Origin of the sequence: Burkholderia sp. Bp9031 (genome assembly GCF_003857965.1) — a bacterium.
GTDB lineage: Bacteria > Pseudomonadota > Gammaproteobacteria > Burkholderiales > Burkholderiaceae > Burkholderia > Burkholderia ambifaria_A.
Window position 1 is genome coordinate 1 of sequence record NZ_QTPW01000027.1, and the last position, 21,371, is coordinate 21,371.

Here is a 21,371-nt window from a genome sequence, read left to right on the forward strand (position 1 = left end):
GCTCAGCGTCACAACCGCTGCGCTGTCGGCGGCATGAACTCATCCGCAAGGAAAAGTGAATTGTTCAGGGCCGACTACCAATGATGAGACGGGATTTCGACAACGAATCTCATTCGGTGAGGAGGCAATCATGATGAATCTTATCCGCGTCGGCGACGACACCGACCACGGCGGCAAGGTCGAAACGGGCTCCACGACGATGCGCTTCGACGGCCGCTTCGTCGCGCGCAAGGGTGATCGCGTGTCGTGCCCGCAGCATCCCGAGGTGTCGCCCAACGTCATCGAGGAAGGTGACCCGTCGATGACGGACGACGGCGTCCCGATCGCTCGGCACGGCCACCGCGCAACGTGCGGCTGTCACCTGATCTCGAGCCTCACCTGAGCGACCAGGGGAGCAGACCGCTCGCGATCACGAAATGCCGAGACTGCATAATCAGGGCGCGTAAAAGTGCATGGAAGAATCGCCCCGCCGATCGCCACGTGGCCCGCGCCGGGCGGCCCCGAGCACTGGGCGCATGAGTGCATAAAAACGTTCATTTTTGCGGGCAGGTGGGGCGGGGTCACAACTGCGCGCGCCGGGTCTGAATCGTCATCCCAAGGGCAGGGGTCCGGCCCTTGGGATGCCCCGCCGACGCGCCAAGCGGCCCGCCACGGCCCTGCGGCAGGCTGGTCCGAGCCATGGGATGCATCTAGGCGGCGGCCGCCCAGAGGCGCTATAAACCGCCGCGCGCGTGCATGGGCGCCAGACGCAAAAAAGCCGCCGGCACCGAAGTGCCCGGCGGCTTTGCTTTGCCAACCAATCTTGCGAATGACCGCCTTCCACGTCCCGGAAGGTGTCTTGACGATGGTTGCCATGTACCTGCTCTGAGAGCTGACTGTACCGAAAATGTACTTTTCAACGCCCAGAAAGCACAAGGGGTTACGTGAAATTCACGTAACCCCTTGATTTTATTGGTGCCGGCTGCAGGACTCGAACCCGCCACCTGATGATTACAAATCAACTGCTCTACCAGATGAGCTAAGCCGGCGTAAGCGCGAGATTCTACCTCATTTCACGATCTTGAGGCGAGGCCTGCTGCTGCCTTTCGACCCATCTCCGTCGGTTTTCGGCGGTTCGTCGGCACCTTCGGACGGTTCTTCATTCGCACCGCGCTCGGCGACCGGCGTCAGCACGGCAGGCGACTCGTCACGCCGGGCCTCGTCGGCCTGCGCGGCATCGTCTTCGAACGCGCCCGAATCCTCGCCCTCACCCGCCACCACATCGACCTGGAACGCCATCCCTTGCCCGTTCTCCCGCGCATAAATCGCGAGCACGTTGGCCACCGGAATCTCGATCTTGTGCGCCTTGCCCGAAAACCGGGCGGTGAACTCGATCCACTCGTTACCCATCTGCAGCTGGCTCGTCGCCTCGAAGCTGATGTTGAGCACGATCTCGCCGTCACGCACGAACTGACGCGGCACGCGCGTCGAGTTGTCGACCCTCACCGCAATATGCGGCGTGTAACCGTTATCGGTGCACCACTCGTACAGCGCGCGCAGCAGATAAGGCTTCGTTGAAATCTCTTGCATCACAATCCTCGAACCCGGAGCGGGCACGCGGCAAGCCGCGCCGCCCGCTCCGTCATGCCCTCATTGCATTCAACGACGCATGACCTTTTCGGACGGCGTCAGTGCTTCGATATAGGCCGGACGGCTGAAGATCCGCTCGGCATACTTCATCAGCGGCGCAGCGTTCTTCGACAGCTCGATGCCGTAGTGATCCAGACGCCACAGCAGCGGCGCGATCGCGACGTCGAGCATCGAGAACTCCTCGCCGAGCATGTACTTGTTCTTCACGAAGATCGGCGCGAGCTGCGTCAGGCGATCGCGGATCGCGAGGCGTGCCTTCTCGTGGTTCTTCTCCGCTGCCTTGCCCTTCTCGTTTTCGAGCGTGCTGACGTGAACGAACAGCTCCTTCTCGAAGTTGAGCAGGAACAGGCGTGCACGTGCGCGCTGCACCGGGTCGGCCGGCATCAGTTGCGGGTGCGGGAAGCGCTCGTCGATGTATTCGTTGATGATGTTCGATTCGTACAGGATCAGGTCGCGCTCGACCAGAATCGGCACCTGACCGTACGGGTTCATCACCGAGATGTCTTCCGGCTTGTTGAACAGGTCGACGTCACGGATCTCGAAATCCATGCCCTTCTCGAACAGCACCAGCCGGCAACGCTGGGAGAACGGGCAAGTTGTGCCGGAATACAGAACCATCATATTTGCGTTTCCTCAAAAAAGCCGAGGGCCGGCACGCGGCGCAACCCCTTTCACGGGTTCCGCCTTGCGCCGGCCCCACGCCGGTCAGGCGTGTTTACTTGATATCTTTCCAGTACGCGGCATTGAGCCGCCAGGACAGGAAAGTCAGGACACCGAGAAAGATCAGCACCCACACGCCGAGGCGTTTGCGGGTCTGCTGGGCCGGCTCGGACATCCATGTCATATAGGCCACCAGGTCGGCCACCGCAGCGTCATAGTCCGGCGGCGACAGCGTCCCCGGCGTGACTTGCTGGAAGCCAACGAGCGTGTGGACCTTCTCGCCCGTCTCCTCGTCCGTCTTGTCTTCGAATTTGGCAGTGCGCTGCCCCTGCAGTTGCCACAATACATGGGGCATGCCGACGTTCTCGAACACCGCGTTGTTCCAGCCGGTCGGCCGCGTATCGTCGCGGTAGAAACTCCGCAGATACGTGTACAGCCAGTCGCGGCCGCGCGCCCGCTCCTCGACCGACAGGTCGGGCGGCGTAGTGCCAAGCCAGTTCTTCGCGTCGTCGGGCCGCATCGCAACGGACATCGTGTTCCCGACCTTGTCGGTCGTGAACAGGAGATTCGTTTCGATCTCCTTCTGGGATATGCCCAGATCCGTCAGACGGTTGTAGCGCATCAGGTTCGCGCTGTGGCAGTTCAGGCAATAGTTTACAAACAATTGCGCGCCGTGCTGAAGCGAAACGAGATTTTCCGTGTTATCGGGCGCCCGGTCGAGCGGAAAATTACCTTCCGCGCGCACGGCCGGCGCCGCCAGCAGCGCAACGGCCGTCGCCCCGATCAGCGCGAGCGTCGAAAGCAGTTTCTTCATGTCGTTCTCTCCTCGCTCACGTTAATGGGGCTTGAAGCGCACCCGTTCCGGCGGCTGCTTGAACGTGCCAAGCGGCGTCCAGACGGGCATGCCGAGGAAGAACGCGAAGTAGATCAGCGCGCAGCCCTGCGCAATCAGCGTCGCGGCCGGCGATGGCGGCCGTGTGCCGAGGAACGCGAGGGTCAGGAACGCCGCGACGAAGATCCCGAGGAACACCTTGTGGAACAGCGGCCGGTAGCGGATCGACTTCACCGGGCTGCGGTCGAGCCACGGCAGGAAGAACAGCGTGATCACCGCCGAGCCCATCACGACGACACCCCAGAACTTCGACTCCGTCAGGAACATGAACACGACGATCGCCGCGGCCAGCACCGGCAGGCCGACCTTCCACTTGCCGCGCGCGCGGATCAGCGCGAGCACGCCGAGCAGCGCGATCACGATCATCAACACGATCTTGAACGGGTCGGTGGTCGCACGCAGCATCGCGTAGAACGCGGTGAAATACCAGACCGGCGCGATCTCCGGCGGCGTCTGCAGCGGGTTCGCCGGGACGAAGTTGTTCGACTCGAGGAAGTAGCCGCCCATCTCCGGCGCGAAGAACACGATCAGCGCGAACACCATCAGGAACACGCAGACGCCGAAAAAGTCGTGCACCGAGTAGTACGGGTGGAACGGGATGCCGTCGAGCGGGATGCCGTTCGCGTCCTTCTTCGCCTTGATTTCGATACCGTCCGGGTTATTTGACCCCACTTCGTGCAGCGCGACGAGGTGCGCGATCACGAGGCCGACCAGCACGAGCGGAATCGCGATCACGTGAAACGCGAAGAAGCGGTTCAGCGTGACGTCGGAGACGACGTAGTCGCCGCGGATCCACAGCGACAGGTCCGGGCCGACGAACGGGATCGCAGAGAACAGGTTCACGATCACCTGCGCGCCCCAGAACGACATCTGGCCCCACGGCAGCAGGTAGCCGAAGAACGCCTCGGCCATCAGGCACAGGAAGATCGCACAACCGAAGATCCACACGAGCTCGCGCGGCTTGCGGTACGACCCGTACATCAGCCCGCGAAACATGTGCAGGTACACGACGACGAAGAACATCGACGCACCGGTCGAGTGCAGGTAGCGGATCAGCCAGCCCCACGGCACCTCGCGCATGATGTACTCGACCGACGCGAACGCAAGCGTCGAGTCGGGCTTGTAGTTCATCGTCAGGAAGATGCCCGTGACGATCTGGTTGACGAGCACCAGCAGCGCGAGGGAGCCGAAGAAGTACCAGAAGTTGAAGTTCTTCGGCGCGTAGTACTCGGAAACGTGCTTCTTCCAGGTGGACGTGAGCGGGAAGCGCTGATCGATCCAGCCGGTGAGACCTGTCGTGGAGACTTCCTTGTTGTCGGCCATCACGCTTCTCCTTTCTCGTCCTTGCCGATCACGAGGGTCGTTGCCGACGTGAACATGTAGGGCGGGATGTCGAGATTCTGAGGCGCCGGTTTGTTCTTGAACACACGGCCGGCGAGGTCGTAGGTCGAACCATGGCACGGGCAGAGGAAACCGCCCGGCCAGTCGTCCGGCAGGTTCGGCTGCGGACCCGGCGTGAAGCGTTGGCTTGGCGTGCAGCCGAGGTGCGTACACACGGCCATCACGACGAGAATGTTCTTGCGATCGGCCCGCGAGCGATATTCGTTCGCGCAATACGCGGGCAACGGCATCGTATAGGGCTTTTCGGAGGTCGGATCGGCCACTTCCTTGTCGGCCTTGACCACGTCGGCCAGCATCGAATCGGTGCGGTTCAGGATCCAGACCGGCTTGCCGCGCCACGGCACAGTGGCCATTTCGCCGGGCTTCAGGCCGCTGATGTCGACCTCGACCGGGGCTCCGGCCGCTTTCGCTTTCGCGGACGGCGCAAGCGACGCCGCGAAAGGTATGACGGTGGCTACGCCTCCCACGCCACCTGCTACGGATGTCGCAATCAGCCAGGTACGGCGGCCGCTGTCGACGCGTTTCTCTTCCTTGTCTCGCATCACACGCCCCACTTCTGAGTTGGATTTTCCGTCACGACTTTCCATTCCGCCGCTAGTTTGCTCGAATGGAGTCGCCATTTACAAGGCCCGGAGATGAAAATCCCTTCGAAGTGATTGATAGTTAAGGGTTATCCCCCACTATCGGAGCGATTAAATCATTTCGTTTTTAAGCATCCACTACATTGTGAAATTTCGATGCGCTGCCGCAAATCCGTCAGTCAGACCGGGTTATGAATATCGATAAAAAGGTGTTCGATATCGAATTCTTCGGACAAGTGGCGCCCAAGCGCCTGGATTCCGTAGCGTTCGGTCGCATGGTGCCCTGCCGCAACGAACGCGACGCCGCTCTCGGCCGACGCGTGCGTGACCGGTTCCGACACCTCGCCGGTCAGGAACACATCGGCGCCGGCGTCGATCGCCGCGTCGAAATAGCTCTGCGCTGCACCCGTGCACCACGCGATGCGGCGCAGTTGCATCTCCGGATCGCCGAGCACCAGCGGCGTGCGGCCAAGTGTGCGCCCGACCTTCGCGACGAAGTGCTCGAGGGAGACAGGCATCGGCAGCGTGGCCATCCAGCCGAGGTCGCCGTCGCCGAAACGCTGTTCGCCGATCAGCCCGAGCTTCTCGCCGAGCTGCGCGTTGTTGCCGAACTCGGGGTGCGCGTCGAGCGGCAGGTGGAACGCGAACAGATTCAGGTCGTTCGCAAGCAGCAGCTTCAGGCGCTGGTACTTGCGGCCGGTGATCTGCGGCGCCTCGTTGCGCCAGAAGTAGCCGTGATGGACGAGCACCGCATCCGCCCCCCATTCAAGCGCAGCCTCGAGCAACGCGACCGACGCCGTCACGCCGGTAGCGATCTTCTCGATCTTGCGGCGCCCCTCGACCTGCAGGCCGTTCGGGCAATAGTCCTTGAAGCGCGCGGTTTCAAGGGTATTGTTCAAGTACAATTCAAGTTCGATCCGATCCATATAAACCTCTAATCCATTCAGATGCTTAGACGCTTCTGGCTGTTCTTCGCGCAGGCGGTGACCGTACTGCTCGCGCTGATGTTCATCGTCGTGACGCTCAAGCCGCAATGGCTGCAACGGCAAGGACAGCTCGGCAAGCAGCTCGCCACGCCGATCGTCGCGCTGCGGGAAGTCGCGCCGGGCATCGGCGGGGCACCGGCGACCACGTCGTACGCCGAGGCTGCGCAAAAGGCGATGCCCGCCGTCGTCAACGTATTCTCCAGCAAGGATGGCTCGCTGCCGCCCGATCCGCGCGCGAAAGATCCGCTGTTCCGCTACTTCTTCGGCGACCGCAACGCCCGCAAGCAGCAGGACGAACCGGCCGCCAACCTTGGCTCCGGCGTTATCGTGAGCCCGGAAGGTTACATTCTAACGAACCAGCACGTCGTGGACGGCGCCGACCAGATCGAAGTCGCGCTCGCCGACGGCCGCACGGCCACCGCCAAGGTGATCGGCAGCGACCCCGAAACCGATCTCGCCGTCCTGAAGATCAACATGACGAACCTGCCGACGATCACGCTCGGCCGTTCGGACCAGTCGCGGGTCGGCGACGTCGTGCTCGCGATCGGCAACCCGTTCGGCGTCGGCCAGACGGTCACGATGGGGATCATCAGCGCGCTCGGCCGCAATCACCTCGGCATCAATACGTTCGAGAACTTCATCCAGACCGACGCGCCGATCAATCCCGGCAACTCGGGCGGCGCGCTGGTCGACGTGAACGGCAACCTGCTCGGCATCAACACGGCGATCTATTCGCGCTCGGGCGGCTCGCTCGGCATCGGCTTCGCGATCCCTGTATCGACCGCGCGCACCGTGCTCGAAAGCATCATCACGACGGGCTCGGTCACGCGCGGCTGGATCGGCGTCGAGCCGCAGGACGTCACGCCGGAGATCGCCGAGTCGTTCGGGCTCCAGCAGAAATCAGGCGCGATCGTCGCCGGCGTGCTGCAGGGCGGCCCGGCCGACAAGGCCGGCATCAAGCCGGGCGACATCCTCGTGAGCGTGAACGGCGATGAAATCACCGATACGACGAAGCTGCTGAACACCGTCGCGCAGATCAAGCCGGGCACGCCCACCAAGGTGCATGTCGTGCGCAAGGGCAAGGAGTTCGACGTGAACGTCGTGATCGGCAAGCGCCCGCCGCCGCCGAAGCAGACGCTCGACGAACAGGACAGCGACAGCGAGTAACGCCCGCCGGGTGGCGCGCCTGCACCGCTTGCAGGCGACAGCAGACGGAAATGAATAAGGGCAGCCTCATCGGCTGCCCTTTTGCTTTGCATCGAAGCGCTTTCGTCGCGGTGAAGCTGCGTTCGCCGTCACCGTCCGCCCCTTTCGATCGATCGCCCTGCGTCAACATTGCAGTGCGAGCGCATCGGCGGCGGTCACCATGCCTGCCGCCACGCGCCATTCCTTCGTCAACTTGCGGCGCCGTTCTCCGCCTCGGGTTCTTCAGTCGGCTTCGGCACGAAGAATCGCGCGGCAAGCAGGCCGACCTCGAACAGCACGACGAGCGGCAACGCGAGCATCAGCTGCGAAAACACGTCCGGCGGCGTGACGACCGCCGCGACGACGAACGCGCCGACGATCACGTACGGCCGCATCTCCTTCAGCTTCTTCAGCGTCAGCACGCCCATCCGGACGAGCAGCACGACGATGATGGGCACCTCGAACGTGACCCCGAATGCGATGAACATCCCGAGCACGAAACTCAGGTAGTTGTCGATATCGGTCGACATCTCCGCGCCGAGCGGTGCGTTGTAGTGCGCCATCACGCGGAAGATCGTCGGGAACACGAGGAAGTACGCGAACGCCATCCCGCACAGGAACAGCACGTAGCTGCTGCCGACGAGCGGCGCGACGAGCTTCTTCTCGTGCTGATACAGCCCCGGCGCGACGAACGCCCAGATCTGGTACAGCACGACCGGCAGCGCGATCACGAGCGCGACGAGCATCGTGACCTTCATCGGCACAAAGAACGAACCGGTGACGTCGGTCACGATCATCCTGCCGCCCTTCGGCAGGTTTTCCATCAGCGGCCGCGCGAGCAGCCGGAAGATGTCGGGCGCCCAGTACACGAGCCCGAGGAACACGACGATCACGGCCAGCCCTGCGCGAATGATGCGATCGCGAAGCTCGACGAGATGGGAAATGAAGGTTTCTTCCGGGGCGTCGCCCGGGTTCTGCTGGGGGTCGCTCACACCGGCCCTCGGTAGGATTGACGAGCGAGCATGCGCTCGGCTCAGAAGAAGCGCGTCGGCCGGCGCAGGCTGGCCGGCTGGTGGCGCGCGACACGCGCGGCGCCCGACTGCACGTGCGTGCGGCGGGTCGTCGCACGCTTGTACCAGACAGGCGTCGCCGCCTGTTTCACCCGCCAGTTACGACGCTTCGGCGCGAGCGCGGCCGCGCTGCCGCGCCACGACGGCGCCGCGGGTGTGTCGGAGCCATACGTGCCAGCATCGACCGAGCCCTCGTTAAGACCGCCGACCGCGGAATTCCACGTGTCGTTCAGGTCCTTCTCGTGCTCGCGCAGGTTGTCGTGAATCGTCGTCTCGACATTGCGCGCGGCCGTCTCGAAATCGGTCTTCATCGTCCGCAGCGCGTCGAGTTCGATTTCGCGCGAGACCTCGGCCTTCACGTCGTTGATGTACCGCTGCGCGCGGCCGAACAATGCGCCAGCCGTGCGCGCAACGCGCGGCAGGCGCTCGGGGCCGAGCACCACGAGCGCGACGACGCCGATCAGCGCCATCTTCGAAAGACCGAGATCCAGCATCGCGAATGCCTGTCAGCGTGCCGGCGTTATGCCTTGTTCGAGTCGGAACGCGTCGTTTCCTTCGCGTTGACGTCGACCGAATCCGAGCGCGGCAGTTGCTGCGCGTCCGCCGGCGTCTCGCCTTCCTTCATGCCGTCCTTGAAACCCTTCACGGCGCTGCCGAGGTCATTGCCGATGTTGCGCAGCTTCTTCGTACCGAAAACCAGCGCGACGATCAGCAGCACGATCAGCCAGTGCCAAATGCTCAATCCACCCATGATGAAACCTCTCCTCAACCACGCCGCGTCGCGGCGCAAATCGCCGGCGGCACGCCGGCTTCGACTATCGATGCGGGGAAACGCCCCGCCACGTCAACCCATCCGCAGCCACGGGCGCGGGCCGGCCAGGATATGCGCGTGCAGGTGGTAGACCTCCTGCCCGCCGCCCGGGCCCGTGTTGATCACCGTGCGAAAACCGGTTTCGCCGCCCGTGTACGCGACGCCGAGCTGATCGGCCAGACGCGCGACGAGCAGTATCAGCCGGCCGAGCATCGGCGCATCGGCCTCGCTCGCCGCCGACAGCGTCGGCAAGTGCCGGCGCGGAATCACGAGCACGTGCGTCTCGGCCGCCGGGCGGATGTCGTGGAATGCGACGAATTCGTCGTCCTCGTGCACCTTCGTGCTCGGGATCTCGCCCGCCGCGATCTTGCAGAACAGGCAATTCGGATCGTGACTCATGTTGCTCCTGCGAAACGCCCGCTCGCCGGTCAGAACCAGGCCTGCGGATCGAGCGTCTTGTTGTCGTTCAGGTACAGCCAACCCTTGATGATACGGTACAGCGTCCAGATCCATGTGACAAACATGACGACGAATCCCACCGCCACGAACATCAGCGCGAAGCCGATCACGTACGCGATCAGTGCGCGCCAGAACGTACGGATCTGCCACTCGAAATGGTCGGCGTACGGCGTGCCGGCCACGTCGCCGCGCTTCACGTAGTTGATGATGATCGCGATGATGCCGGTGACGCCGCCCGTCAGCCAATGAATCGCGTAGAGGCCGTACAGCACATGCGTCAGCGTGCGCAAACCGTTCAGTCGCTCGGCGTCCGCTGCGCTCGGCACCGACGGTGTCGGAAACTGGCTCGGCGTATCGGTCATGATGCTACCCTCGTCAGATGACAATTCTTACAGCTTACCGCACTGTTGCCGGCGCGGCAGGCCGTCGGCCGTCACCCGCCGTTTTCCTCGCGCTCGCGGCGCTTGCGCAGCGCCTTTTCCTCGATGCCCGACAGCCCTTCGCGACGCTCGAGCTCGGCGATCACGTCGGCCGGGCTCAGGTCGAAATGCGACAGCATCACGAGGCAGTGGAACCACAGATCGGCCACTTCGCCGACCAGCGCCGTCGGCGCGCCGCCCTGGCGCACGTCCTTCGCGGCCAGCACGACTTCGGTTGCTTCCTCGCCGATCTTCTTCAGCACCGCGTCGTCGCCCTTGTGGAACAGGCGCGATACGTAGGATTGCTCGGGGTCGCCGCCCTTGCGGCTATCGATCACGGCCGCGAGGCGCAGCAGCGTGTCTTCGGTCGATTGCGTCATTTGTAGATGTGTTCGGGATCTTTCAGCACCGGATCGACCGCGACCCAGTCGCCGCTGTCCACGTTGCCTTCGAATTTCTGGAAGAAGCACGAATGCCGGCCGGTGTGGCATGCGATGCCCGACACCTGTTCGACCTTCAGCAGCACGACGTCCTCGTCGCAGTCGAGCCGCACCTCGTGCACGTGCTGCACGTGGCCCGACTCCTCGCCCTTGAACCACAGGCGCTTGCGCGAGCGCGAATAATAGACCGCGCGCTGCGTCTCGATCGTCTTCGCCAGTGCCTCGCGGTTCATCCACGCGAACATCAGCACGTCGTTCGTCGACGCTTCCTGCGCGATCACCGGCACGAGGCCGTTGTCGTCCCAGCGGACCTTGTCGAGCCACGCGGGCAGGGATTTCGTTTCCGTATTCATCACAGCCTCACCGGGATGCCCTGGTCGGACATGAAACGCTTCGCCTCGCCGACCGTGTGCTCGCCGTAGTGGAAGATGCTCGCCGCCAGCACCGCGTCGGCACGGCCGTCCTTGATGCCGTCGGCCAGGTGCTGCAGCGAGCCGACGCCGCCCGATGCAATCACCGGCACCGGCACCGCATCCGACACGCCGCGCGTGAGCGCGAGGTCGAAGCCCGACTTCGTGCCGTCGCGGTCCATGCTCGTGAGCAGGATCTCGCCCGCGCCGAGCTCGGCCATCTTGCGCGCCCACTCGATCGCGTCGAGGCCCGTGTTCTTGCGGCCGCCGTGCGTGAAGACTTCCCAGCGCGGCGCTTCGCCGTCGGCCGACACGCGCTTCGCGTCGATCGCGACGACGATGCACTGCGAGCCGTACTTGTCGGCCGCGTCGCGCACGAGTTGCGGGTTCGCGACCGCCGACGAATTCATGCTGACCTTGTCCGCGCCCGCGTTCAGCAGGCGGCGCACGTCCTCGACGGCGCGCACGCCGCCGCCGACGGTCAGCGGAATGAAGACCTGCGACGCGACGGCTTCGATGATCGGCAGGATCAGGTCGCGCTGGTCGGAGGTCGCGGTGATGTCGAGGAACGTCAGTTCGTCTGCGCCCTGGTCGTCGTAGCGGCGAGCGATTTCGACGGGGTCGCCGGCATCGCGCAGTTCGACGAAGTTGACGCCCTTGACGACACGCCCGGCAGTCACGTCCAGGCAGGGGATGATGCGTTTAGCTAGAGCCATGATGTTGCGCCAAATGCCGCGATGGGTGGCCGATTGCGGACGGCCGGGTTCGGGCGCCTCGCGCGAGGCGCCCGGTCGGGGCCGCCTGCTGGCAGCCCCGGCGAACGGAACGACCGCGCTCAGGCGTCGTCGAGTTCGCCGTTCAGTTCGTCCGCGCGCTTTTGCGCGGCCGCGAAATCGAGATCGCCGGAGTAGATCGCACGGCCGCAGATCACGCCTTCGACGCCGTCCTCTTCCACTTCGCAGAGGTTCTCGATGTCGGTGAGGTTCGACAGGCCGCCGCTTGCGATCACAGGAATGCCGACCGCCTGCGCGAGCTTCACGGTCGCCTCGATGTTGATGCCCTGCAGCATCCCGTCGCGGCCGATGTCGGTGTAGACGATCGATTCGACGCCGTAGTCCTCGAACTTGCGCGCGAGATCGATCACCTCATGACCCGTCAGCTTGCTCCAGCCGTCGGTCGCGACCTTGCCGTCCTTCGCATCAAGGCCGACGATGATGCTGCCCGCGAACGCGGTGCAGGCGTCCTGGAGGAAGCCCGGATCCTTCACGGCCGCCGTGCCGATGATCACGTAGGACAGGCCGGCGTCGAGATACTTCTCGATCGTCTCGAGGCTGCGGATGCCGCCGCCGAGCTGCACGGGGATTTCGTCGCCGACTTCGTCGAGGATCGCTTCGATCGCCTCGAGATTCTTCGGTTTGCCGGCGAACGCGCCGTTCAGGTCGACCAGATGCAGCCGCCGGGCGCCGAGATCGACCCATTTGCGGGCCATCGCCGCCGGGTCCTCGGAGAAAATCGTGGCCTGGTCCATATCGCCCTGTTTGAGGCGCACACACTGACCGTCTTTGAGATCGATGGCCGGAATCAGCAACATAGCAATCGGGTGTCGTCGTGGAAAATGAAAAGAATCCGGCGCGCACCGGCCAAACCGGTGCCGCGCCGTCTCGCTAGTTTAGTACAACTCTTTCGGCGCTTAAGCGCGAGAGCCCGGCACGACAGGGTGTTCCGCCCCGTCGACTGTGGCTCGCGCGCCACGTTCACGGCTTCCAGTGTACGAAGTTGCGGTACAGACGCAACCCGACTTCCGCGCTTTTCTCGGGGTGGAATTGGGTCGCGAAGAGATTGTCCCGCGCGACCGCGGACGTAAACGGCGCGCCGTATGCCGTTTCGCCGACCGTGTGCGCCGGGTTGTCCGGCTTCACGTAATAGCTGTGCACGAAGTAGAAATACGCGTCGTCGGGCACGCCGTCCCACAGCGGGTGCGGCTGCGACTGGCGCACGCGGTTCCAGCCCATCTGCGGAACCTTGAAGCGCGAGCCGTCGTCCTGCAGCTGGCCGTCGAGCTCGAAGCGCACGACCTTGCCGGGCAACAGGCCCAGGCCCTTCGTGTCGCCTTCCGCGCTCCAGTCGAACAGCATCTGCTCGCCGACGCACACGCCGAGCAGCGGCTTCGTGCGCGATGCCTCGATCACCGCTTCCTGCAGCCCCGATTCGCCGAGGCAGCGCATGCAGTCCGGCATCGCGCCCTGGCCGGGCAGCACGACGCGGTCGGCCGCGCGAATCGCGGCCGGCGTGTCGACGATCGCCACGTCGGCGGCCGGTTCGGCCTTCTTGAGCGCCTGCGCGACCGAGCGCAGGTTGCCCATCCCATAATCCACAATCGCAATCGAAGTTTTCATCTCAGTGCAGGCAGTAGCGCCCTCAGTCCATTGACGATGAATTCCACCGCCAGCGCCGACAGCATCAGACCCATCAGCCGCGTGGCGATGTTGATGCCGGTGCGGCCGATCCAGTTCGCGATCGGCTCGGCGAGCCGCATCGCGACAAAACACAGAAGAGCCAGGACCGCGCCGATCGCGACCAGCCCCGCTCGTTCATACCAGTGCTGCGAGTTCGCCGCATAGATGATCACCGTGCTGATCGAGCCGGGGCCCGTGAGCAGCGGAATCGCCAGCGGCACGACCGCGATGTTGTCCTTCAACTCGGCCTCGTGGCGCTCCTCCGGTGTCGATCGCGTGTTGCCGATCTGCGCGTTCAGCATGTTGATCGCCATCAGCAACATGATGATCCCGCCGCCCACTTCAAGGGAGCCGACCGAAATACCGAAGAAGTTGATGATCTGCTGCCCGAGCAACGTCGTCACCGTCATCACGCAGAACACCGACACCGACGCGATCCGGATCGTGCGGCGCCGCTCGCCGTCCGTCTGCTGCGCCGTCAGGCTCAGGAAGAACGGCACCGCGCCGACCGGGTTGATCAGCGCCAGCAGCGAAATGAACGATTTGAGCAGATCCATCGCAAGCCGGCGCGCCGCGCCGAAGCCGTCAGATTAATCCTGGCGTCCGTCCGTTCGGAAGTTAGAGGCTGCCCTTCGTCGACGGAATCTGCCCCGCCGCGCGCTCGTCGAGCTCCACCGCCGCACGCAGCGCCCGGCCGAAGGCCTTGAACACCGTTTCGAGCTGATGGTGCGCGTTGATCCCGCGCAGGTTGTCGATGTGCAGCGTGACGCCCGCGTGGTTCACGAACCCGCGGAAGAATTCGATCGACAGGTCGACGTCGAAGGTGCCGATCCGCGCGCGTGTGAACGGCACGTGGAATTCGAGACCCGGCCGGCCCGAGAAGTCGATCACGACGCGCGACAGCGCCTCGTCGAGCGGCACGTACGAATGGCCGTAGCGGCGGATGCCCTTCCTGTCGCCGATCGCCTTCGCGACGGCCTGGCCGAGCGTGATGCCGACGTCCTCGACCGTATGGTGGTCGTCGATATGCGTGTCGCCGTGCGCTTCGACCTCGAGATCGATCAGACCGTGTCGCGCGATCTGATCGAGCATATGGTCGAGAAACGGCACGCCGGTGGCCAGCTTCTGCCGGCCCGTACCGTCGAGATCGAGCTTCACACGGATCTGCGTTTCGCTGGTATTGCGAACGACTTCCGCCACACGCATGGCAATTCCTTGAATGAGTCTGGTGTAAATGGGGATTGATCGTCGCGCGCCGCCGCGCCCTGGGCTCAACCGGGCAGCGCGATTTTCAAAGCAGCCAGCAGGCGCGCGTTTTCGTCGGGAGAACCGACGGTCAGCCGCACGCATTCGGCCAGCAACGGATGCATTTTACTCACGTTTTTGACCAGCACCCGCTCGGTGAGCAGCACATCGAACACGGCCGCCGCGTCCGGCACGCGCACCAGCAGGAAATTACCGGCGCTCGGGAACACTGTCGTGCCCGGCAGCGCGGCCACGGCCTGCGCGAGACGCGTGCGTTCCGCGCGCAGTTCGGCCGCCTGTGCGTCGAGCACGTCGAGGTGGTCGAGCAGGAAATCGGCGCTCGCCTGGGTCAGCACGTTGATGTTGTACGGCGGGCGCACCTTGTCGAACTCGGTCAGCCACGCGGGCAGCCCGGCAAGATAGCCGAGGCGGATCCCCGCGAGGCCGAGCTTCGACACCGTGCGCATCACGACGACGTTGTCGAACTCGGCGGCGCGCGGCAGCCACGAGCGCTCCGCGAACGGCTGGTACGCCTCGTCGATCACGATCAGGCTGTGCCGCGCGGCCGCGATGATCCGCTCGACGTCGGCTTCGTCGTACAGCGTGCCGGTCGGGTTGTTCGGGTACGCGAGATAGACGAGCGCGGGCCGGTGCTCGGCGATCGCCGCGATCATCGCGTCGGCGTCGAGCGTCAGGTCGGCCTTGAGCGGCACGCCGACGAACTCGAGCTGCGCGAACTTCGCCGACAGTTCGTACATCACGAAGCCCGGCACCGGCGCGAGCACCTTCGCGCCCGGCTTCGCGCACGCCACCGACATCATGCTGATGATTTCGTCCGAGCCGTTGCCGAGCAGCACGTCGCATGCGGCCGGCACGCCCATCGCGTGGCGCAGCTTCTCGAGCAGCGCGCCCGGGCGCGGCGCCGGGTAGCGGTTCAGCGCGACCTGCGCGAGACGCTCGCCGAGCGCCGCCGCGAGCGGCGCGGGCAGCGAATACGGGTTCTCCATCGCGTCGAGCTTCACGAACCCGCTCGCGTCGGGCACCGGGTAGCTCGTCATCGCGAGCACGTCGCGGCGGATGATGTCTTGTGGCGTCGTCATGGTGTCAAGCCGGCGTGCATCGCGCCGGCGTCAAATGGTCGGCAAGGCGGCGGCTGCCGCCCTGCGCAGGGTCTCCTCGTCGACCGGAACCGATGCGTCGGCATCGGCTCCGGCGCGCGTCACCCCTTCATCCGGAGCTCGGCGCTGCGCGCGTGCGCCTGCAGCCCTTCGCCGTACGCGAGCTCGGAGGCGATCTCGCCGAGCGTCTGCGCACCTTCGGCGCTGACCTCGATCAGGCTCGAGCGCTTGATGAAGTCGTACACGCCGAGCGGCGACGAGAAGCGCGCGGTGCGCGACGTCGGCAGCACGTGGTTCGGGCCCGCGCAGTAGTCGCCAAGGCTTTCGCTCGTGTAGCGGCCGAGGAAGATCGCGCCGGCGTGGCGGATCTGCTGGCCCCATTGCTGCGGCTCCAGCGCGGAAATCTCGAGGTGCTCGGGCGCGATGTCGTTCGCGATCCGGCACGCTTCGGCCATGTCGCGCACCTTGATCAGCGCGCCGCGGCCTTCGAGCGACGCGCGGATCACGTCCTGGCGCGGCATCGTCGGCAGCAGCTCGTCGATCGCCTTCTCGACGCGCTCGAGGAACGCGGCATCGGGACACAGCAGGATCGACTGCGCGAGCTCGTCGTGTTCGGCCTGCGAGAACAGGTCCATCGCGACCCAGCTCGGATCGGTCGTGCCGTCGCACAGCACCAGGATTTCCGACGGGCCGGCGATCATGTCGATGCCGACCGTGCCGAACACGCGGCGCTTCGCCGATGCGACGTATGCATTGCCGGGCCCGCAGATCTTGTCGACGGCCGGCACGGTTTCGGTGCCGTACGCGAGCGCGCCGACCGCCTGCGCGCCGCCGATCGTGAACACGCGATCGACGCCGCCGAGCAGCGCCGCGGCAAGCACGAGCTCGTTCTTCACGCCGTCCGGCGTCGGCACGACCATCACGATCTCGCCGACGCCCGCGACGCGCGCGGGAATCGCGTTCATCAGCACCGACGACGGATAGGCGGCCTTGCCGCCCGGCACGTACAGGCCGACGCGGTCGAGCGGCGTGACCTTCTGGCCAAGCACCGTGCCGTCGCTTTCCGTGTACTGCCAGCTATGGGTGCCGCACTCGATCTTCTGCTTCTCGTGGTACGCACGCACGCGCGCGGCAGCGGCTTCGAGCGCCGCGCGCGCCTTCGGCGCGAGACCGTCGAGCGCCGTCTGCAGCGCGTCCTGCGGCAACTCGAGCGCGGCGACGCTCTTCGCGTCCAGCCGGTCGAAGCGGTTCGTGTACTCGAGCACCGCGGCGTCGCCGCGCGACTTCACGTCGGCGAGAATCTTCGCGACCGACTGCTCGATCGCTTCGTCCTCGCTCGCCTCGAACGCGAGCACCGCACGCAGCGCGGCGTTGAAGCCGTCGCTCGTCGAATCGAGTTTGCGAATGGTGATGGCCATGGGAGTTCCGTTACGGTGATGCGCTCAATTGCCATTCTGCGACGCGCGTTCGAACGCGTCGAGAATCGGCTTGAGCGCCGCGCGCTTCAACTTCAGCGCAGCCTGGTTCACGACGAGGCGCGACGAGATCGCCATGATCTCCTCGACCTCGACCAGATTGTTCGCCTTCAGCGTGCCGCCCGAGCTGACGAGGTCGACGATCGCGTCGGCCAGCCCGACCAGCGGCGCCAGCTCCATCGAGCCGTACAGCTTGATCAGGTCGACGTGCACGCCCTTCGCGGCAAAGTGTTCGCGTGCCGTTTCGACGTACTTGGTCGCGACCCGCAGGCGCGCGCCCTGGCGCACCGCGTTCGCATAGTCAAAGCCGGCCGGCACGGCCACCGACATGCGGCAGCGTGCAATGTTCAGATCGATCGGCTGGTACAGGCCCGAGCCGCCGTGCTCGACCAGCACGTCCTTGCCCGCCACGCCGAAATCGGCCGCGCCGTATTCGACATAGGTCGGCACGTCGCTCGCGCGCACGATGATCACGCGCAGGTTCGGATCGGTCGTCGGCAGGATCAGCTTGCGCGAGGTTTCCGGATCCTCGGCCACCTGCACGCCGGCGGCTGCCAGCAGCGGCAAGGTTTCCTCGAAAATCCGGCCCTTCGACAGGGCGAGGGTCAGCGGCGCGGTCATGCTTGGCTCCCGGAGAGGCGGCGCACGTTCGCGCCGACGGCGGTCAGTTTGGTTTCCATGCGGTCGTAGCCGCGGTCCAGGTGATAGATGCGGTCGACGAGCGTTTCGCCTTCGGCGCGCAGCCCGGCGATCACGAGGCTCGCCGACGCACGCAGGTCGGTCGCCATCACGTTCGCGCCGGACAGCTTGTCGACGCCCGTCACGAGCGCCGTGTTGCCGTCGATCGTGATGTTCGCGCCGAGCCGGTTCAGCTCCTGCACGTGCATGAAGCGGTTCTCGAAAATCGTCTCGACGACCTGCGCGGTGCCCGTCGCGACCGAATTGAGGGCCATGAACTGCGCCTGCATGTCGGTCGGGAACGCCGGGTATTCCGACGTGCGGATCGTCACCGCCGACGGGCGGCGGTCCATCTTCACGCGCAACCAGCTATCGCCTTCCTCGATCGACACGCCGGCCTCGCGCAGCTTGTCGATCACCGCGTCGAGGATGTGCGGGCGCACGCCCGTCAACATCACGTCGCCGCCGGCTGCCGCGACCGCGCACAGGAACGTGCCGGCCTCGATGCGGTCGGGAATCACCGAATGGCGTGCGCCATGCAGCCGCTCGACGCCCTGGATCACGAGGCGGTCGGTGCCGATGCCGTCGATTTTCGCGCCCATCTCGACCAGCAAGTGTGCAAGATCGCTCACTTCGGGCTCGCGCGCGGCGTTTTCGATCACCGTCTCGCCGTCGGCGAGCGTCGCGGCCATCAGCAGGTTTTCCGTGCCCGTCACCGTGATCATGTCGGTCACGATGCGCGCACCCTTCAGGCGCTTCGCACGGGCTTCGATGAAGCCGTGCTCGATGCTGATCTCGGCGCCCATCGCCTGCAGACCCTTGATGTGCTGGTCGACCGGGCGTGCGCCGATCGCGCAGCCGCCCGGCAGCGACACCTTCGCCTCGCCAAAGCGCGCGAGCAGCGGCCCGAGCACGAGGATCGACGCGCGCATCGTCTTCACGAGCTCGTACGGCGCGACGAGGTTGTCGACGCGCGACGCGTCGAGCTGCACGCGGCAGCCGTCCGTTTCGCTCTTCACGCCCATCTGGTTCAATACCTTCAGCGTGGTGCGCACGTCCTTCAGGTTCGGCACGTTGTCGAGCTCGACCGGCTCGGCGCTGAGCAGCCCCGCACACAGGATCGGCAGCGCGGCATTCTTCGCGCCCGACACGACGATCTCGCCCGACAGCCGGCGACCGCCTTCGATCACCAGCTTGTCCATCCCCTGTCCCTGTGATTCCCCGTTGGCGGCCGGGTGTGCCGTGGCGACGCTCTGGACGGCGTCGCGCTCGTTGACGGTGACTTGCACTCAGTGGTTCCGGTTATGCGTTCTGCCATTCGGCGGGCGTCAGCGTCTTCATGCTGAGCGCGTGAATTTCCTGCTTCATGCGATCGCCGAGCGCCGCATAGACGAGCTGGTGCCGCTGGATCGGCCGCTTGCCTTCGAAGGCCGCCGACACGATCGTCGCGAAGAAATGCTGGCCGTCGCCTTCGACTTCCAGATGAGTGCAGGCGAGACCGCCGGCGATGTATTGCTTGACCTGTTCGGGAGTCGGCAACATGAGGGGCTCCTGTCGGCGCGCGCCGCCCGTGGCGGCCGCTGCCTGTCGATATCAATGACGCAGTTTGTAGCCGGTCGCGAGCAGCCGCATCGCGAAGATCGCGAGCAGCACGAAGAAACCGGTGACGATCGCGAGGCTCGCGAGCGGGTTGATGTCGGACGCGCCGAAGAACCCGTAACGGAAGCCGTCGATCATGTAGAAAAACGGGTTGAGACGCGAGATCTCGCGCCACACGGGCGGCAGCGAGTGCGTCGAATAGAACACGCCGGACAGGAACGTCAGCGGCATGATCAGGAAGTTCTGGAACGCGGCGAGCTGGTCGAACTTCTCGGCCCAGATCCCGGCGATCAGCCCGAGCGTGCCGAGGATCGCCGAGCCGAGCAGCGCGAACGCGATGATGAACAACGGCGCCGCGAAATGCATCGGGATAAACCAGATCGTCACGACGAACACGCCCGTGCCGACCGCGAGCCCGCGCACGACGGACGCAAGCACGTATGCGCCGAAGATGTCCCTGTAGGACAGCGGCGGCAGCAGCACGAACACGAGGTTGCCGGTGATCTTCGACTGGATCAGCGACGATGAGCTGTTCGCGAACGCGTTTTGCAGCACGCTCATCATCACGAGACCGGGTACGAGAAAGCTCACGTACTCGACGCCCGGATACACCTCGACGCGGCCCGACAGCGCATGCCCGAAGATCGTCAGGTACAGCAGCGCCGTCACGATCGGCGCGCACACCGTCTGGAACGACACCTTCCAGAAGCGCAGCAGTTCCTTGTAGAACAGCGTTTGAAAACCGCTTCCCGACACTCGCCCGACAGCGCCGGGCTCTGGAGTTTGGCGGGAACGGGGGGGCTGCGCCCCTCCGAGCGAACGCAGGTCGCGTGGGGGTTGTTGATTCATGCCAGTCCCTCGATCACCTCGGCCCCGTTCATCACCTGGACGAACACATCCTCGAGATCCGCCTTGCGGACCTCGATCTCGTCGAACGTGCAGCCCGCCGCGCGGCATTGCGCGAGGATACGCTCGACGTCGTCGTAGTTCGACAGGCGCAGCAGATGCTCGCCCGGCGCGCGCGCGGCCGGATCGGTCTCCAGCCCGCGCAGCTCGGCGGGCAACGCGCCCGTCGCGAGCCGCAGGTACAGTTGCAGCCCCGCGAAGCGGCGCAGCAGCGCGTCAGTGCGGTCGAGCGCGACGACTTCACCGCGACGCAGCATCGCGATGCGGTCGCACAGCGACTCGGCCTCCTCGAGGTAATGGGTGGTCAGGACGATCGTGTGGCCCTCGCGATTCAGCCGCGAGATGAATTTCCACAGCGTCTGGCGCAGTTCGACGTCGACGCCGGCGGTCGGCTCGTCGAGCACGATCACGGGCGGCCGGTGCACGAGCGCCTGCGCGACCAGCACGCGGCGCTTCATCCCGCCCGACAGCGCGCGCATGTTCGCGTCGGCCTTCTCGGTGAGGTCGAGATTGGCCATCACTTCATCGATCCAGTCGTCGTTGCGGCGCAGCCCGAAATAGCCGGACTGGATCCGCAGCGTCTCGCGAACGGTGAAGAACGGGTCGAACACGAGTTCCTGCGGCACGACGCCGAGCGCGCGGCGCGCGCCGCGGAAGTCCTTGACGACGTCGTGGCCGCGCACCGAGATGCTGCCTTCATCGGCCCGGGCGAGCCCGGCGAGGATACTGATGAGCGTGGTCTTGCCTGCGCCGTTCGGGCCGAGCAGACCGAAAAACTCGCCTTCCTCGACCGACAGGCTGACGCCCTTGAGCGCCTGAAGCGATTTGTAGCGCTTCTTGACGTGACGGATTTCTATGGCTGACATGACTGTGCGCGGCGCAAGGGCCGCGACGCCTATTCTGTGCTTGCTGCGAATGAAAATGGGGGCCGGACGCCGATTGGCTGCCCCG

At 65.1% G+C, this 21,371-nt stretch carries 27 protein-coding genes and 1 tRNA gene; 2 read left to right on the forward strand and 26 right to left on the reverse strand.

Going from position 1 to position 21,371, the window contains the following annotated elements; genetic code table 11:
• Nucleotides 1-130 precede the first annotated feature (130 nt).
• Nucleotides 131-382 (forward strand): PAAR domain-containing protein, encoded by a 252-nt coding sequence (locus tag DIE15_RS27365; protein ID WP_124834821.1) that lies wholly within the window; start codon nt 131-133, stop codon nt 380-382.
• Nucleotides 383-952: 570 nt separating this feature from the next.
• On the opposite strand, the gene DIE15_RS27375 is transcribed toward DIE15_RS27365, so the two are convergent.
• The 7 genes from DIE15_RS27375 to DIE15_RS27405 all read right to left on the reverse strand — a co-directional run bounded on the left by DIE15_RS27375 (nt 953) and on the right by DIE15_RS27405 (nt 6,089).
• Nucleotides 953-1,028 (reverse strand) — tRNA-Thr (locus DIE15_RS27375).
• Between the two features lie 19 nt (nt 1,029-1,047).
• Nucleotides 1,048-1,569, reverse strand: coding sequence for a ClpXP protease specificity-enhancing factor (locus DIE15_RS27380; protein ID WP_057924752.1), 522 nt, complete (start codon nt 1,567-1,569; stop codon nt 1,048-1,050).
• Between the two features lie 69 nt (nt 1,570-1,638).
• Nucleotides 1,639-2,250, reverse strand: coding sequence for a glutathione S-transferase N-terminal domain-containing protein (locus DIE15_RS27385; RefSeq protein ID WP_006400565.1), 612 nt, complete (start codon nt 2,248-2,250; stop codon nt 1,639-1,641).
• Nucleotides 2,251-2,344: 94 nt separating this feature from the next.
• Nucleotides 2,345-3,103 (reverse strand): cytochrome c1, encoded by a 759-nt coding sequence (locus tag DIE15_RS27390; protein WP_057924753.1) that lies wholly within the window; start codon nt 3,101-3,103, stop codon nt 2,345-2,347.
• Nucleotides 3,104-3,124: 21 nt separating this feature from the next.
• Nucleotides 3,125-4,507, reverse strand: coding sequence for a cytochrome bc complex cytochrome b subunit (locus tag DIE15_RS27395; RefSeq protein ID WP_124834822.1), 1,383 nt, complete (start codon nt 4,505-4,507; stop codon nt 3,125-3,127).
• The gene (gene petA, locus DIE15_RS27400; RefSeq protein WP_124834845.1) at nt 4,504-5,124 is read right to left on the reverse strand and encodes a ubiquinol-cytochrome c reductase iron-sulfur subunit; all 621 of its coding nucleotides are present in this window, start codon (nt 5,122-5,124) and stop codon (nt 4,504-4,506) included. Before petA ends, DIE15_RS27395 begins: the two co-directional genes overlap by 4 nt.
• Nucleotides 5,125-5,342: 218 nt before the next feature.
• Complete coding sequence (locus DIE15_RS27405) at nt 5,343-6,089, reverse strand: Nif3-like dinuclear metal center hexameric protein (protein ID WP_057924756.1); 747 nt, start codon at nt 6,087-6,089, stop codon at nt 5,343-5,345.
• Between the two features lie 21 nt (nt 6,090-6,110).
• On the opposite strand from DIE15_RS27405, the gene DIE15_RS27410 reads away from it, so the two are divergent.
• Entirely contained in the window at nt 6,111-7,316 is a 1,206-nt protein-coding gene (locus DIE15_RS27410; RefSeq protein ID WP_057924757.1) for a Do family serine endopeptidase, read from the forward strand.
• 227 nt (nt 7,317-7,543) lie between these two features.
• On the opposite strand, the gene tatC is transcribed toward DIE15_RS27410, so the two are convergent.
• From tatC to DIE15_RS27505, 19 genes are all read right to left on the reverse strand, one after another.
• A complete protein-coding gene (tatC, locus tag DIE15_RS27415; RefSeq protein WP_057924758.1) occupies nt 7,544-8,326 on the reverse strand; it encodes a twin-arginine translocase subunit TatC in 783 nt (260 codons plus the stop codon).
• 41 nt (nt 8,327-8,367) lie between these two features.
• Nucleotides 8,368-8,898 carry a Sec-independent protein translocase protein TatB gene (tatB, locus tag DIE15_RS27420; RefSeq protein ID WP_057924759.1) on the reverse strand — a complete coding sequence of 177 codons (531 nt, stop codon included), beginning with the start codon at nt 8,896-8,898 and terminating at the stop codon, nt 8,368-8,370.
• Nucleotides 8,899-8,924: 26 nt separating this feature from the next.
• Nucleotides 8,925-9,155 carry a Sec-independent protein translocase subunit TatA gene (tatA, locus tag DIE15_RS27425; protein WP_057924760.1) on the reverse strand — a complete coding sequence of 77 codons (231 nt, stop codon included), beginning with the start codon at nt 9,153-9,155 and terminating at the stop codon, nt 8,925-8,927.
• Between the two features lie 93 nt (nt 9,156-9,248).
• Complete coding sequence (locus DIE15_RS27430; RefSeq protein WP_124834823.1) at nt 9,249-9,614, reverse strand: histidine triad nucleotide-binding protein; 366 nt, start codon at nt 9,612-9,614, stop codon at nt 9,249-9,251.
• A 29-nt stretch (nt 9,615-9,643) separates the two neighbouring features.
• The gene (locus DIE15_RS27435) at nt 9,644-10,036 is read right to left on the reverse strand and encodes a hypothetical protein (protein WP_057924762.1); all 393 of its coding nucleotides are present in this window, start codon (nt 10,034-10,036) and stop codon (nt 9,644-9,646) included.
• Between the two features lie 71 nt (nt 10,037-10,107).
• Complete coding sequence (locus DIE15_RS27440; protein ID WP_044845953.1) at nt 10,108-10,473, reverse strand: phosphoribosyl-ATP diphosphatase; 366 nt, start codon at nt 10,471-10,473, stop codon at nt 10,108-10,110.
• Nucleotides 10,470-10,886 carry a phosphoribosyl-AMP cyclohydrolase gene (gene hisI, locus DIE15_RS27445; protein WP_048251404.1) on the reverse strand — a complete coding sequence of 139 codons (417 nt, stop codon included), beginning with the start codon at nt 10,884-10,886 and terminating at the stop codon, nt 10,470-10,472. Before hisI ends, DIE15_RS27440 begins: the two co-directional genes overlap by 4 nt.
• On the reverse strand, nt 10,886-11,659 hold the full coding sequence (gene hisF, locus DIE15_RS27450; RefSeq protein WP_057924763.1) for an imidazole glycerol phosphate synthase subunit HisF: 774 nt from the start codon (nt 11,657-11,659) through the stop codon (nt 10,886-10,888). Before hisF ends, hisI begins: the two co-directional genes overlap by 1 nt.
• A gap of 119 nt (nt 11,660-11,778) precedes the next feature.
• A complete protein-coding gene (gene hisA, locus DIE15_RS27455; protein ID WP_057924764.1) occupies nt 11,779-12,534 on the reverse strand; it encodes a 1-(5-phosphoribosyl)-5-[(5-phosphoribosylamino)methylideneamino]imidazole-4-carboxamide isomerase in 756 nt (251 codons plus the stop codon).
• A gap of 163 nt (nt 12,535-12,697) precedes the next feature.
• Nucleotides 12,698-13,339, reverse strand: coding sequence for an imidazole glycerol phosphate synthase subunit HisH (gene hisH / locus DIE15_RS27460; protein ID WP_057924765.1), 642 nt, complete (start codon nt 13,337-13,339; stop codon nt 12,698-12,700).
• Nucleotides 13,336-13,956 (reverse strand): MarC family protein, encoded by a 621-nt coding sequence (locus DIE15_RS27465; protein ID WP_057924766.1) that lies wholly within the window; start codon nt 13,954-13,956, stop codon nt 13,336-13,338. The genes hisH and DIE15_RS27465 overlap by 4 nt, the downstream gene beginning before the upstream one ends.
• Before the next feature lie 61 nt (nt 13,957-14,017).
• The gene (gene hisB, locus DIE15_RS27470; protein ID WP_057924767.1) at nt 14,018-14,605 is read right to left on the reverse strand and encodes an imidazoleglycerol-phosphate dehydratase HisB; all 588 of its coding nucleotides are present in this window, start codon (nt 14,603-14,605) and stop codon (nt 14,018-14,020) included.
• A 65-nt stretch (nt 14,606-14,670) separates the two neighbouring features.
• The gene (gene hisC, locus DIE15_RS27475) at nt 14,671-15,744 is read right to left on the reverse strand and encodes a histidinol-phosphate transaminase (RefSeq protein ID WP_124834824.1); all 1,074 of its coding nucleotides are present in this window, start codon (nt 15,742-15,744) and stop codon (nt 14,671-14,673) included.
• Nucleotides 15,745-15,863: 119 nt separating this feature from the next.
• Nucleotides 15,864-17,180: a histidinol dehydrogenase gene (hisD, locus tag DIE15_RS27480; RefSeq protein ID WP_057924769.1), complete on the reverse strand. Its 1,317-nt coding sequence runs from the start codon at nt 17,178-17,180 to the stop codon at nt 15,864-15,866.
• A gap of 24 nt (nt 17,181-17,204) precedes the next feature.
• Nucleotides 17,205-17,858 carry an ATP phosphoribosyltransferase gene (hisG, locus tag DIE15_RS27485; RefSeq protein ID WP_006751807.1) on the reverse strand — a complete coding sequence of 218 codons (654 nt, stop codon included), beginning with the start codon at nt 17,856-17,858 and terminating at the stop codon, nt 17,205-17,207.
• A complete protein-coding gene (gene murA, locus DIE15_RS27490) occupies nt 17,855-19,204 on the reverse strand; it encodes a UDP-N-acetylglucosamine 1-carboxyvinyltransferase (protein ID WP_057924770.1) in 1,350 nt (449 codons plus the stop codon). The genes hisG and murA overlap by 4 nt, the downstream gene beginning before the upstream one ends.
• Nucleotides 19,205-19,217: 13 nt before the next feature.
• Nucleotides 19,218-19,457, reverse strand: a complete 240-nt coding sequence (locus DIE15_RS27495) for a BolA family protein (protein WP_006477131.1) — start codon at nt 19,455-19,457, stop codon at nt 19,218-19,220.
• Between the two features lie 51 nt (nt 19,458-19,508).
• On the reverse strand, nt 19,509-20,363 hold the full coding sequence (locus tag DIE15_RS27500; RefSeq protein ID WP_242431758.1) for an ABC transporter permease: 855 nt from the start codon (nt 20,361-20,363) through the stop codon (nt 19,509-19,511).
• The gene (locus DIE15_RS27505) at nt 20,360-21,286 is read right to left on the reverse strand and encodes an ABC transporter ATP-binding protein (RefSeq protein WP_057924772.1); all 927 of its coding nucleotides are present in this window, start codon (nt 21,284-21,286) and stop codon (nt 20,360-20,362) included. The genes DIE15_RS27500 and DIE15_RS27505 overlap by 4 nt, the downstream gene beginning before the upstream one ends.
• Nucleotides 21,287-21,371: the final 85 nt, after the last annotated feature.

What these genes read in the sequence shown, in the direction of transcription:
- hisA (WP_057924764.1), bottom strand. Translation starts at nt 12,534, where the DNA reads ATGTTGCTGATTCCGGCCATCGATCTCAAAGACGGTCAGTGTGTGCGC.
- DIE15_RS27385 (WP_006400565.1), bottom strand. Translation starts at nt 2,250, where the DNA reads ATGATGGTTCTGTATTCCGGCACAACTTGCCCGTTCTCCCAGCGTTGC.
- hisG (WP_006751807.1), bottom strand. Translation starts at nt 17,858, where the DNA reads ATGACCGCGCCGCTGACCCTCGCCCTGTCGAAGGGCCGGATTTTCGAG.
- hisB (WP_057924767.1), bottom strand. Translation starts at nt 14,605, where the DNA reads ATGCGTGTGGCGGAAGTCGTTCGCAATACCAGCGAAACGCAGATCCGT.
- DIE15_RS27440 (WP_044845953.1), bottom strand. Translation starts at nt 10,473, where the DNA reads ATGACGCAATCGACCGAAGACACGCTGCTGCGCCTCGCGGCCGTGATC.
- DIE15_RS27405 (WP_057924756.1), bottom strand. Translation starts at nt 6,089, where the DNA reads ATGGATCGGATCGAACTTGAATTGTACTTGAACAATACCCTTGAAACC.
- DIE15_RS27390 (WP_057924753.1), bottom strand. Translation starts at nt 3,103, where the DNA reads ATGAAGAAACTGCTTTCGACGCTCGCGCTGATCGGGGCGACGGCCGTT.
- DIE15_RS27495 (WP_006477131.1), bottom strand. Translation starts at nt 19,457, where the DNA reads ATGTTGCCGACTCCCGAACAGGTCAAGCAATACATCGCCGGCGGTCTC.
- tatB (WP_057924759.1), bottom strand. Translation starts at nt 8,898, where the DNA reads ATGCTGGATCTCGGTCTTTCGAAGATGGCGCTGATCGGCGTCGTCGCG.
- DIE15_RS27410 (WP_057924757.1), top strand. Translation starts at nt 6,111, where the DNA reads ATGCTTAGACGCTTCTGGCTGTTCTTCGCGCAGGCGGTGACCGTACTG.
- DIE15_RS27465 (WP_057924766.1), bottom strand. Translation starts at nt 13,956, where the DNA reads ATGGATCTGCTCAAATCGTTCATTTCGCTGCTGGCGCTGATCAACCCG.
- petA (WP_124834845.1), bottom strand. Translation starts at nt 5,124, where the DNA reads ATGCGAGACAAGGAAGAGAAACGCGTCGACAGCGGCCGCCGTACCTGG.
- DIE15_RS27430 (WP_124834823.1), bottom strand. Translation starts at nt 9,614, where the DNA reads ATGAGTCACGATCCGAATTGCCTGTTCTGCAAGATCGCGGCGGGCGAG.
- DIE15_RS27435 (WP_057924762.1), bottom strand. Translation starts at nt 10,036, where the DNA reads ATGACCGATACGCCGAGCCAGTTTCCGACACCGTCGGTGCCGAGCGCA.
- tatA (WP_057924760.1), bottom strand. Translation starts at nt 9,155, where the DNA reads ATGGGTGGATTGAGCATTTGGCACTGGCTGATCGTGCTGCTGATCGTC.
- DIE15_RS27365 (WP_124834821.1), top strand. Translation starts at nt 131, where the DNA reads ATGATGAATCTTATCCGCGTCGGCGACGACACCGACCACGGCGGCAAG.
- DIE15_RS27505 (WP_057924772.1), bottom strand. Translation starts at nt 21,286, where the DNA reads ATGTCAGCCATAGAAATCCGTCACGTCAAGAAGCGCTACAAATCGCTT.
- hisD (WP_057924769.1), bottom strand. Translation starts at nt 17,180, where the DNA reads ATGGCCATCACCATTCGCAAACTCGATTCGACGAGCGACGGCTTCAAC.
- hisI (WP_048251404.1), bottom strand. Translation starts at nt 10,886, where the DNA reads ATGAATACGGAAACGAAATCCCTGCCCGCGTGGCTCGACAAGGTCCGC.
- hisC (WP_124834824.1), bottom strand. Translation starts at nt 15,744, where the DNA reads ATGACGACGCCACAAGACATCATCCGCCGCGACGTGCTCGCGATGACG.
- DIE15_RS27500 (WP_242431758.1), bottom strand. Translation starts at nt 20,363, where the DNA reads ATGAATCAACAACCCCCACGCGACCTGCGTTCGCTCGGAGGGGCGCAG.
- hisH (WP_057924765.1), bottom strand. Translation starts at nt 13,339, where the DNA reads ATGAAAACTTCGATTGCGATTGTGGATTATGGGATGGGCAACCTGCGC.
- hisF (WP_057924763.1), bottom strand. Translation starts at nt 11,659, where the DNA reads ATGGCTCTAGCTAAACGCATCATCCCCTGCCTGGACGTGACTGCCGGG.
- DIE15_RS27380 (WP_057924752.1), bottom strand. Translation starts at nt 1,569, where the DNA reads ATGCAAGAGATTTCAACGAAGCCTTATCTGCTGCGCGCGCTGTACGAG.